The sequence below is a fragment of the Lacinutrix jangbogonensis genome, assembly GCF_000797445.1.
GTDB lineage: Bacteria > Bacteroidota > Bacteroidia > Flavobacteriales > Flavobacteriaceae > Lacinutrix > Lacinutrix jangbogonensis.
In genome coordinates this window covers 114,258-130,132 of record NZ_JSWF01000017.1, presented here as the reverse complement: position 1 = coordinate 130,132, position 15,875 = coordinate 114,258, and the positions used below count along the sequence as shown (strand labels likewise).

At 30.8% G+C, this 15,875-nt stretch carries 18 protein-coding genes; 10 read left to right on the top strand and 8 right to left on the bottom strand.

The annotated features are described in order from the left end of the window. Positions 1-34 precede the first annotated feature (34 nt). The 4 genes from rocD to RH82_RS03735 all read right to left on the bottom strand — a co-directional run bounded on the left by rocD (position 35) and on the right by RH82_RS03735 (position 2,940). Positions 35-1,315, bottom strand: coding sequence for an ornithine--oxo-acid transaminase (rocD, locus tag RH82_RS03750; RefSeq protein WP_034058171.1), 1,281 nt, complete (start codon positions 1,313-1,315; stop codon positions 35-37). A 141-nt stretch (positions 1,316-1,456) separates the two neighbouring features. Beyond that, positions 1,457-1,840: a DUF6768 family protein gene (locus tag RH82_RS03745; RefSeq protein ID WP_034058169.1), complete on the bottom strand. Its 384-nt coding sequence runs from the start codon at positions 1,838-1,840 to the stop codon at positions 1,457-1,459. A 41-nt stretch (positions 1,841-1,881) separates the two neighbouring features. After that, positions 1,882-2,430 (bottom strand): RNA polymerase sigma factor, encoded by a 549-nt coding sequence (locus RH82_RS03740; protein ID WP_034058168.1) that lies wholly within the window; start codon positions 2,428-2,430, stop codon positions 1,882-1,884. Next, positions 2,431-2,940, bottom strand: coding sequence for a hypothetical protein (locus RH82_RS03735; protein ID WP_034058166.1), 510 nt, complete (start codon positions 2,938-2,940; stop codon positions 2,431-2,433). 107 nt (positions 2,941-3,047) lie between these two features. On the opposite strand from RH82_RS03735, the gene rlmD reads away from it, so the two are divergent. The 4 genes from rlmD to RH82_RS03715 are packed head-to-tail and all read left to right on the top strand — an operon-like array spanning position 3,048 to position 6,221. Next, positions 3,048-4,460, top strand: a complete 1,413-nt coding sequence (gene rlmD, locus RH82_RS03730) for a 23S rRNA (uracil(1939)-C(5))-methyltransferase RlmD (RefSeq protein WP_034058163.1) — start codon at positions 3,048-3,050, stop codon at positions 4,458-4,460. Positions 4,461-4,499: 39 nt separating this feature from the next. Beyond that, a complete protein-coding gene (locus RH82_RS03725) occupies positions 4,500-5,009 on the top strand; it encodes a DUF6452 family protein (protein ID WP_052158196.1) in 510 nt (169 codons plus the stop codon). Next, entirely contained in the window at positions 4,981-5,697 is a 717-nt protein-coding gene (locus RH82_RS03720; RefSeq protein ID WP_241148000.1) for a DUF6048 family protein, read from the top strand. The genes RH82_RS03725 and RH82_RS03720 overlap by 29 nt, the downstream gene beginning before the upstream one ends. Further along, a complete protein-coding gene (locus RH82_RS03715; protein ID WP_034058158.1) occupies positions 5,697-6,221 on the top strand; it encodes a DinB family protein in 525 nt (174 codons plus the stop codon). The genes RH82_RS03720 and RH82_RS03715 overlap by 1 nt, the downstream gene beginning before the upstream one ends. On the opposite strand, the gene RH82_RS03710 is transcribed toward RH82_RS03715, so the two are convergent. The 3 genes from RH82_RS03710 to RH82_RS03700 are packed head-to-tail and all read right to left on the bottom strand — an operon-like array spanning position 6,218 to position 10,134. Continuing rightward, positions 6,218-7,306 carry an acyltransferase family protein gene (locus RH82_RS03710; RefSeq protein WP_034058156.1) on the bottom strand — a complete coding sequence of 363 codons (1,089 nt, stop codon included), beginning with the start codon at positions 7,304-7,306 and terminating at the stop codon, positions 6,218-6,220. The two genes, RH82_RS03715 and RH82_RS03710, sit on opposite strands and share 4 nt — an antisense overlap. A 23-nt stretch (positions 7,307-7,329) precedes the next feature. Next, positions 7,330-8,967 (bottom strand): sulfatase-like hydrolase/transferase, encoded by a 1,638-nt coding sequence (locus tag RH82_RS03705; RefSeq protein ID WP_034058153.1) that lies wholly within the window; start codon positions 8,965-8,967, stop codon positions 7,330-7,332. Between the two features lie 6 nt (positions 8,968-8,973). Beyond that, entirely contained in the window at positions 8,974-10,134 is a 1,161-nt protein-coding gene (locus RH82_RS03700) for a THUMP domain-containing class I SAM-dependent RNA methyltransferase (RefSeq protein ID WP_034058151.1), read from the bottom strand. A 58-nt stretch (positions 10,135-10,192) separates the two neighbouring features. On the opposite strand from RH82_RS03700, the gene RH82_RS03695 reads away from it, so the two are divergent. The 6 genes from RH82_RS03695 to RH82_RS03670 all read left to right on the top strand — a co-directional run bounded on the left by RH82_RS03695 (position 10,193) and on the right by RH82_RS03670 (position 14,945). After that, positions 10,193-10,924, top strand: coding sequence for a class I SAM-dependent methyltransferase (locus RH82_RS03695; protein ID WP_034058149.1), 732 nt, complete (start codon positions 10,193-10,195; stop codon positions 10,922-10,924). 3 nt (positions 10,925-10,927) lie between these two features. Further along, a complete protein-coding gene (locus tag RH82_RS03690) occupies positions 10,928-11,602 on the top strand; it encodes a ZIP family metal transporter (RefSeq protein WP_034058147.1) in 675 nt (224 codons plus the stop codon). Between the two features lie 152 nt (positions 11,603-11,754). After that, complete coding sequence (locus RH82_RS03685; RefSeq protein ID WP_034058145.1) at positions 11,755-12,186, top strand: DUF4268 domain-containing protein; 432 nt, start codon at positions 11,755-11,757, stop codon at positions 12,184-12,186. Between the two features lie 38 nt (positions 12,187-12,224). After that, positions 12,225-13,514, top strand: coding sequence for an aryl-sulfate sulfotransferase (locus tag RH82_RS03680; protein ID WP_034058143.1), 1,290 nt, complete (start codon positions 12,225-12,227; stop codon positions 13,512-13,514). Between the two features lie 65 nt (positions 13,515-13,579). After that, on the top strand, positions 13,580-14,419 hold the full coding sequence (locus RH82_RS03675; RefSeq protein WP_034058141.1) for a helix-turn-helix domain-containing protein: 840 nt from the start codon (positions 13,580-13,582) through the stop codon (positions 14,417-14,419). Positions 14,420-14,546: 127 nt separating this feature from the next. Further along, on the top strand, positions 14,547-14,945 hold the full coding sequence (locus RH82_RS03670) for a GlcG/HbpS family heme-binding protein (protein WP_034058139.1): 399 nt from the start codon (positions 14,547-14,549) through the stop codon (positions 14,943-14,945). A 164-nt stretch (positions 14,946-15,109) separates the two neighbouring features. On the opposite strand, the gene RH82_RS03665 is transcribed toward RH82_RS03670, so the two are convergent. Next, positions 15,110-15,556 carry an FKBP-type peptidyl-prolyl cis-trans isomerase gene (locus RH82_RS03665; protein WP_034058137.1) on the bottom strand — a complete coding sequence of 149 codons (447 nt, stop codon included), beginning with the start codon at positions 15,554-15,556 and terminating at the stop codon, positions 15,110-15,112. Positions 15,557-15,875 lie beyond the last annotated feature (319 nt).

Sequence of the window (15,875 nt, the reverse complement as noted above, 5' to 3'; positions counted from 1 at the left end):
TTAGAGCTTTTTTATTTAAAGTATTTACTAATTGTTATTTTTCAAATTGCTTTAACGTTTTTGTAATAATAACTACACAATCTAATAATTGTGTTTTAGTCATTACTAAAGGTGGCGCAAAACGAATAATGTTTCCATGTGTAGGTTTCGCTAATAGGCCATTATCTCTTAGGGCCATACATATATTCCAAGCCGTATCACTATCTTCAGTATCGTTAATTAAAATAGCGTTTAATAAACCTTTTCCTCTTACGCCATTAACAATGTTTGAGGTTTCAATAAATTTAGCGATTTCAGATCTAAATAATTCACCTAGAATCTGAGCATTCTCTGCAAGTTTTTCATCTTTAACAACTTCTAAAGCAGCCATTCCAATAGCAGCAGCAACAGGATTTCCACCAAATGTACTCCCATGGTTTCCTGGCTTAATAACATCCATAATAGTATTATTAGCTAATACTGCAGAAACCGGATAGGCTCCTCCTGATAATGCTTTACCTAAAATAAGGATATCTGCTTTAACTTCTGGTGTCCCAGAACAATGCTTATCTGTACAAGAACAGTTTCCACAAGTCGCTAATAAACGTCCTGTTCTTGCTATTCCTGTTTGTACTTCGTCTGCAATAAATAAAACGTTATGTTTTTGGCATAATGCTTTTGCTTTCGCTAAGTAACCATCAGATGGCACGTAAACTCCAGCTTCGCCTTGAATAGGTTCTACTAAAAAACCAGCAATATTATTATTTCCAGAAAGTGCATCTTCTAACGCTTTAAGGTTATCATATTCTATTTTTATAAATCCTTTGGTATAAGGACCAAAGTTTTTTCTTGCTACGGGATCGTTAGAAAAAGAGATTATTGTCGTTGTTCTTCCGTGGAAGTTGTTTTCGCATACAATAATTTCAGCTTCATTTTCAGCAATACCTTTTACTTCGTAAGCCCATTTTCTACATAGTTTTAAAGCTGTTTCTACAGCCTCTGCTCCTGTGTTCATAGGTAACAGTTTATCGTAGTTAAAAGTCTCTGTAGCATACTTCTCAAACTTACCCAGCATATCGTTATAAAATGCACGAGAAGTTAAGGTTAAGGTTTGTGCTTGACTTGTCATTGCATCAACAATTTTTGGATGACAATGTCCTTGGTTTACAGCAGAGTAAGCAGAAAGGAAATCGTAATATTGTTTTCCCTCTACGTCCCAAACGTATACGCCTTCTCCTCTACTTAATACTACAGGAAGTGGATGGTAATTGTGTGCTCCATACTTGTTTTCTAAATCCATCGCTTCTTGCGACGTTAATTGTTCTAATACAGCCATTTTAAATGTGTTTAAATAATGAATAAAATATCCATTCCTTATCTACCTTTATCCTTTCGAAGTAACGAAAATTCAGCGTGGGAAAGAAATCATCCCTAGGATTCGCAAATTACTAAATATTAGTTGCTTCTTAAAATCTTATTATGAAATTCTTCCAGCTAATGATGAAACTTGTAATTCTAAACGTTTTATCTCTCTTAAAATAGCATTTTTATCCATTTGAAGCCAAGCAAAAATCTTGAGCATACTTACTCCAAGTAAAAAAATAACACTTCCTAATCCCCATTTAATAAGCTCTTTGGTTGCTTCTACTTCAAAGAATTGTACAACGCAGTAAATAAATAAGCAAAAGAAAACAACTGTAACAATATTCATTGCAATAAGAATCCAGGCATTTTTACCTTTAAATAACCCAAAAACCATTTCAAGTACATTCTGTTCTTCTAATGCGTCATAAAATTTTGCCTCTTCTTGAGATAAAGTCTCTTTAATTAATTGATCGATGTCTTCTATATTATTTTTCATGTTCTTAATTTTTATATTTCAGCAAAAGCGGAAACCTGTTGTTATTTAACTCTCTTATTATGTAATAATTTTCGTAATTTTTCTCTAGCATAAAACAATCTCGATTTAGCTGTTCCTTCATTAATTTGTAATGTTTTGCTAATCTCTTTAAGTGAATAGTCTTCTAAATAAAATAGTCTTATAACTATTTGTTGTTGAACAGAAAGGTTTTTAATGGCTTTTAAAAGTTGTGTTTTTAATTCCTCTCGTTCATCGTTTCCTTCTTCAATTATTGCTTGTTCTCTATCTAGTATTTGTTGTTGATTCTTTATCTTATCTGTTTTTCGTAATACATCTAAGGATTTTGAATAGACAATTCGTAAGGCCCAATTACCAAAACTTGAAGGATTTTTTAAAGTTTCTAGTTTACTAATTATCGTTCGCCAAGTCTCTTGTGCTATGTCCTTTGATACATCTGCATCTTTAACAAGCCAAAATGCTTTATTACAGAATGCAAGGTGCCAACGTTTAACCAAAGCTGCTAAAGCTTTTTGGTCCCCAGATTGATAAGCTTTAACCAATCTTGCATCTAAACGTTTATCTGTTTTCAATTATGTGTGTTTTATTTGAAACGGTTTTCTTTTATAAGCACTTCTTAATAACTGTACCCAAAGCGAGTATTTTGTTTTCTTCTTTTCTTCGGAATAACTATTTTCCACTTTATCGAAAGCATCTTCAATTAATGCATCGTGCAACCAACGTATAACAACTAACCATAAAAAAGTGGCTTTTACTGTTGATGTATTCATGTTTATTTCATGAGTTATTTCTGCTGTATTATTATCAATTGCATTAATACAGAACTCATGTGTACCAATAAACCCATGAGGTTTAGAAAATTGAAATTTAATTTCCTCATTGTCTTTAAAATCTATTATAGTGTAACGTACGCTACCATGACCACCTTTTGCTCCAATTTTTAATTTTTCATTAAACCGGATTGCTGGCCAATTTTCTATAGGCCAAATTTTATATTCCTTTGTCGCTAATGTTTTAAATAACTTTACAACTTGTGCTTTTGGTTGAAGAAGCTTTCGCTTATGATTATTTGTTACTTTCATACTCTAAAGACGCAGAAAAAGGTAAAAGGTTCATTTTATTTTGAAGTTTTTTAAAGATAATTCATTTTACATAGATTTTGTTTACTGCTATTATTATTTTTGCATCTATGGCAAGAAGTAAAAATAGAAAGAAAGTATTTACTAATGTAGAAGTATTTGATACTGCTGCAAAAGGAAAATCGGTAGCAAAAGCACCTGATGGAAAAGTAATTTTTATACCAAATGCAGTACCTGGTGATGTTATAGATGTACAAACCTTTAAAAAGCGTAAATCATATTATGAAGGTAAGGCTACCATATTCCATACATTAAGCGATAAGAGAACAGAACCTGCTTGCGACCATTATGGTGTTTGTGGAGGATGTAAATGGCAAGACATGGCTTACGAGCATCAATTGTATTATAAGCAAAAGGAAGTGACCAATAATTTAATTAGAATTGGGCATATAGAATTACCTGAAATAACACCTATTAAAGAGGCTGCAGAACAGTATTTTTATAGAAATAAAATGGAATTCTCTTTTAGTGATAGCCGATGGCTAACTATAGAGGAAGTAGAAAGTGACGAAGATTTAGGCGATAGAAATGCTTTAGGTTTTCATATTCCTGGAATGTGGGACAAAATATTGGATATAAAGAAATGTCATTTACAAGCAGATCCATCTAACGCTATAAGAAACGCTATTAAAAACTTTGCTCTTGAAAATGACCTTGAGTTTTTTAATACCAGGAATCAAACTGGCCTCTTAAGAACTTTAATGCTGAGAACATCTTCAACAGGAGATATTATGGTTTTGGTTCAGTTTTTTAAGGAAGATAAAGAAAAACGAGAGTTACTATTGGATTATGTGGCAGAGACCTTTCCGCAGATAACCTCTTTACAATATGTCATTAACGGTAAAGCAAACGACACTATTTACGATCAAGACGTTATTTGCTATAAAGGTCAAGACCACATTTTTGAAGAAATGGAAGGCTTGAAATTTAAAATTAATGCCAAATCTTTTTACCAAACAAATTCTGCACAAGCCTTCGAATTGTATAAGCTTACACGTGAATTTGCCGACTTAAAAGGAGACGAATTGGTTTACGATTTATATACAGGAACGGGAACCATAGCGCAATTTGTTGCTAAACAAGCTAAAAAAGTTATTGGTGTAGAATCTGTACCAGATGCTATTACTGCTGCAAAAGAAAACGCGAAATTTAACGGTATAGATAATGTAGAATTTTATGTTGGTGACATGAAAAACGTCTTTAACGAACAATTTATTAATACGCATGGCCAACCAGACGTTATTATTACAGATCCTCCAAGAGATGGAATGCATAAAGATGTCGTTAAACAAATATTAAACGTTGCTCCAAATAAAATAGTTTATGTAAGTTGCAATAGCGCTACACAGGCTAGAGATTTACAATTAATGGATGCTATTTATAAAGTAACTAAAACACAAGCTGTAGATATGTTTCCGCAAACGCACCATGTCGAAAACATTGTGCTTTTAGAAAAGCGATAGATAATTTAAAATAAATATACTGAAATAAATTCAGCATAAATGAAAAAAATAATAACCTTACTTCTACTCTTTTTTTGTATTGCATTTAGCTGCGAACGAGACGATATTTGTGATGAAGACACTCCTACTACTCCAAGAATGATTGTAGAATTTAGAGATGTTACACTTACAGATAACCCTAAAAATGTTACAAAACTGCGTGTTGAAGATTTTGATGATGCTACTCGTGTTTTAGAGGGTTATGATATTGTAACGGAAGATCAAATGATTTTACCTCTAAGAACAGATGCTAATGAAACCAAGTATCGTGTGTATAGAGATTATGTTGATACTAATGGAACAATTAGTGGTAATCCAGATGTAATAACAATACAATACGGAACAAAAGAAGTTTATGTTTCTCGCGCTTGTGGTTACAAAATAATCTTCGAGAATGTAGAAATAATTATAGAACCAGATACCGATAATTGGATGGATTTTGCACCATCAGAAAACGATAACCAATCAGTAATAAATGAAGATGAAATACACTTTACAATACGTCACTAGTGGCTTTTTTCTGCTTTGTTGCATGCTTATTGGTGCACAAGAAGAAAAAGAGATTAAAGCTGTCGATTCTATAAAATACATACAAGAATATGGCCTGCGTTTAGGAACAGACTTTGGAAAACTTATTAGAACATTTGCAGACGATGAGTATACAGGTTTTGAAGTTAATGGCGATTTCAGGATAACAAAAAAACTTTACATAGCTGGAGAATTTGGCACAGAAAAAAAGACGACGAGTACCGATTTTATAAACACAACTGCAAATGGAAGTTATGTGAAAATTGGAATAGATTATAATATGTATACCAACTGGTTAGGCATGAATAACATGATCTATAGTGGTTTTAGAACTGGTTTTAGCACCTTTTCCCAAACATTAGATAGTTATACGGTTTACAGTCAAGACCAATTTTGGCAGCCACAATTTACAAATACTGAAAGTGAAGAATTTGATGGTTTGTCCTCTACTTGGTTAGAGTTCATTTTAGGTATTAAAGCGGAAGTTTTTAATAACCTATATATTGGAATTAATGCACAATTAAAACGCACATTATCTGAAAAAAGCCCAGATAATTTAGAGAACCACTACATTCCGGGTTTTAATAAAACTTATGATAGCAAAAAATTTGGTGTAGGATATGGCTACACTATTTCTTACCTTATACCTTTATTTAAAAAAGACAAATAATGGATAAGGATACTATTGTTGAGCAGTTAGAAACTATTAACAATAATCTCTACGAGTTTCTAGAATCTCAAGACCAAGAAAAATGGGAAACTGGACCAGAAAAAAAATGGACTACTGGACAGCATGCTTTACATTTATTACAAAGTATTAAAACCCTTAATAATGCATTAAGTTTACCAAAGTTTATATTACAACTAAAATTTGGAAAAGCGAATAGACCTGTTCGCGATTTTGAAACAGTTACCAATAGATATAAAGAACGATTAATAGAAGCTAATGGTATCACTTTTGGACCTTCAAAAAACATAAAACCTCCAAGGTTAAAAGAAAAAAACTACCTATTAGACCGCATTCAAACGGAAAGCAAAAAGCTCCAATACAAAACAAAAAAGTGGAAAGACAACGACCTTGATACTTACATATTACCACATCCTTTAATGGGTAAAATACCTGTTAGAGAAATTGTAATGTGGACTAGTTATCATGTAAATCACCATCTAGAGACTTTAAAGGAGAAGTATTAGTCTTTATTTTTTGAGCGTTTATATTTAGCTAACAGCCTAAAATAGTAACGTTCTATTTCTCTTGTCATCATTGCTACCAAGTATATAATTATAGTAAAAACTAATAAGTATAAATAATGAAATATATCATTATCCGCTTTATTGGCTAAACGAACCCATGGAGTTCTTAAAAAGCCATGTACTGCAAAGATATAATACGACAAACCTCCTGAGAATAATAAAAATTGATTAATGTATTTAGGTGCCTTATATTTTTTTAAGAAATTAAATAATGCCAAAACAAGGATTATAAATGTTGTGTAAGATAAATACCAAAAATACATATTATAAAGCCCTAATACGAAAAGCAATAGCGCTAAAGGCACTAACCATCTAAATTGTTTATTAATAACCTCTGCATATTGAGAATAAAGCATCCCAAAAATAAATATTGGTAAATGGCCAATAAAAATTGAGTATAAACTAAAATTCATATATGAAAAATAGTCGTTTAAACAAAAGATTAAAACAAGTGCTAATAGTGCTACAACTATTACATTACGAGTTCTTTTTTTAAGCAAGTAAATAAGTACAGGAAAACAAAAATACAATTGGACAATTAAAGAATAAAACCAAAAAGGTCCGTTTAATACAAATAGTTTTCCTGGAATAAAATTAGCAAGAAGTGTATATCTTAAAAAGAAATCAATAGCAGTAATTTGTGTGAATTCAGCTCTAAAAATAACATATTTATATACAAACAATCCAATTAAAGCTATTGTAAAAACAGGATACAATTTTGATAATCGTTTTACAATAAAGCTTTTAAAATTAATTTTTTTATTAATGTATGCACTAGTTAACCCATAACCACTTAAGAAAATAAACAAATGCAATGCTATAAAAGGTGCGATGTAAATAGATATATATCGCGGTGTATTTAAAGGGTCCTTAAGTAATCCATTTATAAAATTATTAGCAGGAGCTTCTCGGTAAAAAAATTCATTCTCTCCTAACATTGGAGCTATCCAATGTAAAAAATTATGAGTAAATACAAATAGAATAGCTATTCCTTTAAGTAAAGTTGAATCCGTTTTTGATAGCATATTTTGTTTTTAAAATAATATCATTATTCCTCCCAAGTATCGTAATCTAAACGCTCCTTTATTAACCGTTTACGTTCTTTAAAGCTAGAACTAAAGATACTTCTTGTAGCATCGAAACCTTCAAAATCTAGATTAATAATATCAGAAAAGCTATAGATGAAATCTTCTGCATTATACTTTCTATTTTCGTAATTATTTAAAGTATCTATTCTTTTATTATTATTTAAATAATCATCAGAAAACCAAGCTAAAAAAGGAACATCAAACATTGGCTTAGAACCTTTATGTCCATGATGCCCAACAAAATCTTGAGTATCAAAAACATCATCTCCATGATCAGAAAAATACACAACAAAACTGTTTTCATTTTCTGCTTTTGTTAACTTTATAATTTCACTAACAACAAAATCATTGTACCTAACAGCATTATCATATTCATTTACTTTAGCTTTAGAATATGCCGTCTTATACTTTGTGCGTTCATTTACACCTTCAAAATAATCAAACTCTTTGGTATAACGTTTCGGGTATAATCTATGTGTTCCAATTAAATGTACAAATATTAATTTACGTTTACTTTCTGTTTTTATAGCATTTCTAATTTCAGGAATTAACGCTTCATCATAGATTGAATAAAAATAACTATCTGTTGCTAAAAACTGTTTATGCTTTGCAGCAGTTGCAATAATAGTTGGTGTACTCTCTGTAAAACCTACTGGCTGTTGATTAGAAATCCAAAAGGTTTCGAATCCAGCGGCATTTGCCAATTGCACGATAGAAAAATTATTTTCTGCTTTAGGATTATTATGGTCCGAAAGTGTTAAGGATTTTTCAAGTGATTTTATAGTCATCACTTCTGGTGCAATTACATCATTAAAAATAAACAACTCATCTTTCATTTTAGAAAGAATAGGATTAGTTTCTCTATTGTAATTGTACAATTGCATGTGCCATCTTGAAGTCGATTCTCCAATAATTACAATTCCTACTTGAGGTTTTTCATTTTTAGAATTTATTTTAATAGACTGGTTCTCTTGTTTTGCTAAATGTTCTTTATAATAGTTTTTTGCTATATTATATTCTTGAATAGAATGGGATATAATAAAAAGACTCTGATCTCTAAAAGAACGTCTAAGAAAATAAGCGCTAGCAACAATTAATAAAATAGTTACCACTTTAAATATTAATGAAATGTTTTTAAAACGCAAAAACTGAAACTGTTTTTGTTTAAAAACTAATTGTAAAATAAGAATAAAGAATACTAAAAAACTAACACTAATTATAGCACCAATAGTAAAATCAAAATAACTAGAAAAGAATTCTGAAGCTTCAGCGGCATTAGTTTCAAAAATTACAAAAACCCCAGAAGCTGATGGTTTCGCTTCAAAAGTATAATAAAAAAACAGCTTAAAAGCTACCAAAAAAGATAATAAGAATTGAAAAATTAGTAAAAATACCTTCCTTAGTTTAAACGTATTAAAAAACAACATAATCCCAACAAATATAGCTGTATGCAAAAACAGTGCTCCTAACTCTCTAAAGTAGAGATTGGTTTCTGGAATTAAAAAAAATCCTACAAGAGCTATTACCAACAATGGAAAACTCATAATTAGAGTTAACTTTAATATTGGTTTTAAATTAGCTTTTAAGTCTTTTATCACAGTAAATTAATTATCCATATACTTACCTTTCTTACTTCCTGCATACATTACATATTTTAATAAACGAGATTCTAACTTCGCATTCATCAATTTTATTTTACGCGATGGTCTAAGTCCTACATGTTTTATAGCTTCTAAGTTAGAAGTAATAAACCAGGCATCTGTATTTGGATAACCTTGCTTTAAAGTATCTCCAATCTCCTTGTAAAAACTCTCCATTTCAATATCTAAACGCTCACCATAAGGCGGATTAAAAACCATGTGTAACTTCTCCTCTCCTGCGCGTTGCGTTTTAAAGAAATCTTCATGTTTAATAGTTATAAACTCGTCTAAATTAGCATTTTTTATATTGTCTTGCGCTTTGGTAACTGCACTTGGCGATTTATCGTAACCAATCATTTTATGGTGGAAATCTCTGGTTTTATTTAATAGAGATTCTTCAATTTTCTCAAAAAGTTCAACATCCCAATCATTCCAGCGTTCGAAAGCGAATTCTTTACGCATTAAATTTGGTGGAATATTGCAGGCTATCATTGCAGCTTCTGCCAAAATAGTTCCACTACCACACATTGGATCCATGAAATCGGACTGTCCATCCCAACCAGAAAGCATAATTAAACCTGCGGCCAAAACTTCGTTTATTGGTGCTATATTGGTTGCTGTTTTATAACCACGTTTATGTAAAGATTCTCCTGAAGTATCTAACGAAATAGTACAAATTGAACGGTCTATATGTACGTTAACCTTTAAGTCTGGAAAACGCAAATCTACATTTGGTCTTTCTCCGGTTTCGTCTCTAAACTTGTCTACAATCGCATCCTTTACTTTTAGAGCTGTGTATTGCGAATGTGTAAAAACTGTAGAATGGACAGTGGCACTTATAGCTAATGTTCCAGAAGATTTCATGTGCTTAGACCAATCCATTTTATACACATTAGTGTATAAATCCTTTTCATTATTAACACGAAACGTTTTTATAGGTTTTAAAATTTTAATAGCAGTTCTAATACCTAAATTAGCCTTATACATAAAGCCTTTATCACCAGAAAAACTAACATTTCTAACACCTTGTTTTACTTCCATAGCACCAAGTTGTGTTAATTCTTTTGCTAATATCTCTTCAAAACCAAATAAGGTTTTGGCTACCATTTTGAAATTATCTTCCATTATTTTCGTCCAATTGAATGCAAAAATACTCTATTTTTGTTCTTGATAGAATTTATAGATGATAAAAGACGACACAACTTGGTATGCTTCATGGTTTAATACGCCATTTTACCATATTTTATATAAAGATAGAGATTATAATGAAGGTGAAAACTTCATGTTTAATCTAACCAACTATTTAAACATTCCTGAACACGGAAAGATTCTAGATCTTGCTTGTGGTAAAGGGAGACACGCTGTTTATTTAAATAAAATAGGTTTTGATGTGACAGGAGTAGATTTATCTCAAAACAGCATAACACATGCAAAACAGTTTGAAAACGAGAGTTTACATTTTAATGTCCACGATATGTGCAAACCTTATCACGAACAATTTGATGCCGTTTTTAACCTGTTTACTAGCTTTGGTTATTTTGAAAATGAAGAAGATAATCTCAAGACTATAAAAGCTATTAAAGCAGGTTTAAACGCCTATGGTTTTGGTGTCATTGACTTTTTAAATAGTGAATTCATTATTGATAATTTAGTTGAAGAAAACATAAAAACAGTAGAAGGCATAGACTTTCATCAAAAACGTCGTTTAGAAAACGGATATATTACGAAAGACATTACTTTTACTGCAGAAGGTAAAGAATTTGAATTCCAAGAACGTGTTCGCGCTTTAACTTTAAAAGATTTTGAAGTGCTCTTTGAAAAAGCTGGTGTACATTTATTAGATGTTTTTGGAGATTATAAATTGAATAAGTACCATAAAAAAACATCCGAACGTTTAATCCTTATTTTTAAGTAAACTATGCTTTTAAATATTACACTACCAATATTATCTGTTGTTTTAGGTTATTTAGTCGTTTTTGTACTAAAGCCAAAACAACCAAAGTACTTAAAATTACTTCTTGCTTTTAGTGGTGCTTTTCTATTATCTATAACCGTTTTTCATTTTCTACCAGAAGTTTATACTAGTAATTATGAAACTGTTGGTTTGTTTATAATGGTTGGTATTTTATTACAAATTATTTTAGAATTTTTCTCTAAAGGTGCAGAACATGGTCATGTACATATTAATAAAAACGCAACTGTTTTCCCTTGGCTTTTGTTTATTAGTTTAAGTATTCATAGTGTTTTAGAAGGGATTCCAATAGATGGACACACCAACTTAATCTACGGAATTATTATCCATAAACTTCCAATTGCAATCATCTTATCGACATTCTTTTTGGCTTCAAAAATGCCGAAGCGAAAAGTGCTAGCCTTTTTATTCCTATTCGCATTAATGACGCCTTTAGGCGTCTTTTTATCTGCTAACTTTAGCTTTTTCGAAATGTATTATACTCAAATTTCAGCTATAGTTATTGGAATATTTTTACATATTTCTACTACCATTTTATTTGAAAGCAATGAAGGTCACACATTTAATATCACTAAATTGCTAACTATTATTAGCGCTGTTGTTATTGCTTATTTTATATAGACTTGTCATTCCTGCCGAGGCAGGAGTCCTTTTTATACTATTTAGGCTCTTATAGATTCCTGCTTTTGCAGAAATGACAGAACAAACGTAAATAAGAAAGACTTGAGTGCAGTAACTATTAATTATTCACTTTTAACCATAAACTTGAAATCGTGTTTTCAAAAGAAGAATCAAGACAAATAAAACAATTATTCTGGACCAGTTTTGGAAAATCCTTTCCTACAAAATGGATTCTTTATAATACCAAAATAAAAGGGTTCAGCTTTAAATTTCATTTCGATAATAAATCTGCTCACGTTAGTTTAGATTTAGAAGATGATTTAGAAAACCGTATTAATTATTGGGAGAAACTACAGCAAGTAAAAACCATACTAACAACAGAATATTTACCTGATGCTATTTTTGAAGAAGAGTATTTTCTCGATAACGGAAAAGAAATTTCAAGAGTCTACGTACCTTTAGGCTACAAAGTATCCATCCACAATAAAAACACTTGGCAAGAAGTTATGGTGTTCTTTAATGAGAAAATGGCTGCTTTTGAATCTTTTTATTATGAATATGAAGATTTCTTAAAGGCTCAATAGTAGTTAAATGTAATTTACAAAACCATAAATTTTAAATTATGAAAAAATCCTTTACACTATTTACTGTTGCATTCATTTTTATAGCCATGAGTTGTAAAAATGATGACAATATTGCTTTAAACAATGACCAAACAGAGACCTTAGAGCTTACAGATAATATTGAAATTTATATTGCAGATAAGATTGATGACCATCTTACATTAGCTATTATTAAAGGATCTAATTCAGCGTTTTTAATAGATAAACAAGGCCATAAAAAATACGAGTGGACATTTGAAAGCCTATTGGGTAATGACTTAGAAATTTTACCTAACGGACAATTGTTAGGGATTTTTAAAGATGAGAATGCTGCCATTTCTTTTGGTGGATATGGTGGTGTTGTTCGCTTAATTAACCCAGATAACTCTATTGCTTGGGAATATATAACTAGTAGTGAAGATGAGATTTCTCATCATGATGTAGAAATGTTACCAAATGGTAACATCCTTATATTAGTTTGGGAGAAAATTGACGAAGTTGAAGCTGAAAACAACGGTGCTTTTGGTAGTTCTCATATCTATCCAGAAAAATTAATTGAAGTCAATCCAGATACAAATACTATTGTTTGGCAATGGAGAAGTTGGGAACACATTATACAAGACCAAGAAATAGACTTACCTAATTATGGTGTAGTTGCAGATAATCCACAATTAATTCATATTAACTACGCTCCGCTTCAAAGTGGTGATCTCATGCATGGAAACGGAATGGATTACGATAACGATAGAGATATTATTTTCCTTAGTATAAATGTTTTTAGCGAAATTTGGGTTATCGATCATAGTACCACTATGGCAGAATCTACTTCTCATTCTGGAGGTAACTATAACAAAGGAGGTGATTTATTATACCGTTTTGGTAACCCTTTAGCTTATGGTAATACTTTTGGAGATGTCCTTTTTGATCACAATCACTTTCCTAACCTATTAGAAAATGATGTATTAGGAAAAGGAAACATGCTCGTTTATGTCAATGGTTTAAGCACAGAACAGTCTATTGTATACGAATTAGATATTCCAGAAACTTTTAACCTAACAGCAAACACGGATAACGAGCCTACTATTGTTTGGAGCTTTACCGATGAAAACCTTTACAATAGAATAATTTCTGGAGCTGTGAGACTTAAAAACGGTAATACGCTAATTTGTGAAGGCGATTATGGTTTTTGGGAAGTAACACCAGAAAAAGAAATTGTCTGGAAATATAATGGTTTTGGAAGTGAATTTTGGAGAGGCTATAATTACGAACTAAATGCTCCTGAATTGAGCAACTATAATTTGATAGATTAGATAGATGCTTTTTTTTGCTTAAAATAAACATTGAAGACATTTGTTTTAAACCCTAAAAATCCAAAATGCCAATAGAAAACATACCTGAAATCTACCTTACAAATAAACAGAATACTATTGATTTGTTTGTTTACGATTTTAAAATGACTAACGATGTTGTAAAAAGCAAAGTCAATTTAGGTATGAATATGTTCAGTTTTCTACAAGTTGGAAAAAAACAAGTACACTTTGCAGGTACAACTGTTGCTGTAAATAAAGACCAATCGTTGTTGCTAAAAAGAGGAAATTGGCTTTGGACTGAATTACTAGATGCAGAAGCTATTTATTTTTGTAAGCTCTTCTTTTTTTCTGAAAAAAAACTAAAGGAATTTCTAGAAAAACACACAGAAAACAATCAAACAGTAATTGAGGAAACACCTTATTTTATAATAAGAAATGACTCATATATTACTTCTTACCTAAATTCATTATCAACAATTAGTGAAGCACCTATGGCTTTTATGGAGAATTTACTTTCCGTAAAGTTTGAAGAATTGATGCTTTATCTTCTACAGAAATATGGAATAAAATTTGAATTATATCTATATTCTTTAATAATTAATGAAACCTCACCTTTTAAAAAAATTGTAGAAAGCAAAATACACTCTAACTTAAAATTAGAAGAAATTTCATTCTTATGTAATATGAGTTTATCTACTTTTAAACGTCATTTCATTAAAGAGTACAAAGTGTCACCTGGAAAATGGTTACAAGATAAACGACTTCAAAAAGCAAAAGAGACTTTAGAGAAAGGGAATTTAAAACCTTCAGATATTTACTTAGATTTTGGTTATAACAACTTGTCAAATTTCAGTATAGCCTTTAAAAATAAATTTGGCTTTAGTCCCAGCGAAACCGCTTCATGATTATCAATCTTATCTTCGTTCACAAACTTGACCTTTTTTCATAAGTTATTGAACTGTTATAGTAACGCAATCCTTTAACTATCACCGTATATTTGCATCAAATTAAACAATACAAAACTAAAACATTATGAATATTACATTAGCACAAGCAGAAAAAGCAATCGTAGCAGCAAAACAAAAATCTACGACAATAGATACTAAAATGAACATTGCAATTGTAGATGCAGGCGCAAACTTATTAGCATTTGCACGTATGGATGGAGCTTGGTTAGGTTCTCTTGACATCTCTATAAAAAAAGCAAAAACAGCGCGATATTTTGATATGAATACTGGAATAATTGGTGAATTATCTCAACCAGGTCAGCCCTTATTTAACATTGAACATTCTAACAATGGACTTATTACTTTTCCAGGAGGTGTACCAATTAAAAATGCAGCTGGAGAGGTTATTGGTGCTATTGGAGTAAGCGGAAGTTCTGTTGAAAATGATCATGCAGTAGCAGAAGTTGGAGCAATGGCAATCTAGTAAAAACTTGATTTTATTTATAGAGGATAATACTCAGGCACTGCAATGCCTGAGTATTATCCTCTATTTTCATCTCACAATTATGAAAAAAACCTGTACACAAAATAGCCTTTGTTAAAACGTTTAACAAAGGCTATTGATATTATTTAAAATTTATAATTACTTTATTCAGCAATTACAGTTTCTTTAATTTCTAACACTTCAAGATCAAAAATAAGGTCTTTACCAGCTAAAGGATGATTGCCATCTACAACAATGCTTTCTTCTTTTACTTCAACAACCATTAAATTCATTTCTCTACCATCAGGAGCTTTAGAAACAAGTCCCATTCCAACTTCTGGAGCCATATCTTGCGGAAGCTCAGCTTTATTTACTTCATGAAGTAAATCTTTATTAACGTCTCCGTACGCTTCCTCTTTAGGAATTGTAATGGTCTTCTTTTCGTTTAATTTCATATCAATTAAACCTTTTTCAAAACCAGGAATTAATCTTCCTTCTCCTAAAACAAATTCTATTGGCGCTTCACCTTCAGATGTATCAAAAATCTTTCCATCAGATAATTTACCTGTATAATTTACTTTTACTGTGCTGTTCTCTTTTACTTGACTCATACTCTATTCTTTAATTTTAAAATTGCGTTTTGGATAATTATTATTCAAAACTATTTTAGTTTAAACTTATCAGAAAGCTATTAGCCAAAATCAAGCCAAAAAACTAATATGAAGCTTTACAAACCTATAAATAAACACGTTGTTAAGAAACAAAATAGGCTATAGTGCTTGTATAACAGTAAACAAGTACTTTAGAACCTTTTTAAAAAGAATGAAATCATGAAAAATAAAATCAGCAACTATGTCAGTTAAAGTAATATTTAATTAAAAAAATGTGACAGTTTTACAAAATAGCAATCAATAATAAAAGCTGTTTAAT

Excerpts from the sequence above, each read along its gene's own strand:
- RH82_RS03695 (WP_034058149.1), top strand. The coding sequence starts at position 10,193 with ATGATAAAAGACGACACAACTTGGTATGCTTCATGGTTTAATACGCCA.
- RH82_RS03715 (WP_034058158.1), top strand. The coding sequence starts at position 5,697 with ATGGATAAGGATACTATTGTTGAGCAGTTAGAAACTATTAACAATAAT.
- RH82_RS03725 (WP_052158196.1), top strand. The coding sequence starts at position 4,500 with ATGAAAAAAATAATAACCTTACTTCTACTCTTTTTTTGTATTGCATTT.
- RH82_RS03745 (WP_034058169.1), bottom strand. The coding sequence starts at position 1,840 with ATGAAAAATAATATAGAAGACATCGATCAATTAATTAAAGAGACTTTA.
- RH82_RS03700 (WP_034058151.1), bottom strand. The coding sequence starts at position 10,134 with ATGGAAGATAATTTCAAAATGGTAGCCAAAACCTTATTTGGTTTTGAA.
- RH82_RS03690 (WP_034058147.1), top strand. The coding sequence starts at position 10,928 with ATGCTTTTAAATATTACACTACCAATATTATCTGTTGTTTTAGGTTAT.
- RH82_RS03665 (WP_034058137.1), bottom strand. The coding sequence starts at position 15,556 with ATGAGTCAAGTAAAAGAGAACAGCACAGTAAAAGTAAATTATACAGGT.
- RH82_RS03670 (WP_034058139.1), top strand. The coding sequence starts at position 14,547 with ATGAATATTACATTAGCACAAGCAGAAAAAGCAATCGTAGCAGCAAAA.
- RH82_RS03710 (WP_034058156.1), bottom strand. The coding sequence starts at position 7,306 with ATGCTATCAAAAACGGATTCAACTTTACTTAAAGGAATAGCTATTCTA.
- RH82_RS03735 (WP_034058166.1), bottom strand. The coding sequence starts at position 2,940 with ATGAAAGTAACAAATAATCATAAGCGAAAGCTTCTTCAACCAAAAGCA.
- rocD (WP_034058171.1), bottom strand. The coding sequence starts at position 1,315 with ATGGCTGTATTAGAACAATTAACGTCGCAAGAAGCGATGGATTTAGAA.
- rlmD (WP_034058163.1), top strand. The coding sequence starts at position 3,048 with ATGGCAAGAAGTAAAAATAGAAAGAAAGTATTTACTAATGTAGAAGTA.
- RH82_RS03720 (WP_241148000.1), top strand. The coding sequence starts at position 4,981 with ATGAAATACACTTTACAATACGTCACTAGTGGCTTTTTTCTGCTTTGT.
- RH82_RS03680 (WP_034058143.1), top strand. The coding sequence starts at position 12,225 with ATGAAAAAATCCTTTACACTATTTACTGTTGCATTCATTTTTATAGCC.
- RH82_RS03675 (WP_034058141.1), top strand. The coding sequence starts at position 13,580 with ATGCCAATAGAAAACATACCTGAAATCTACCTTACAAATAAACAGAAT.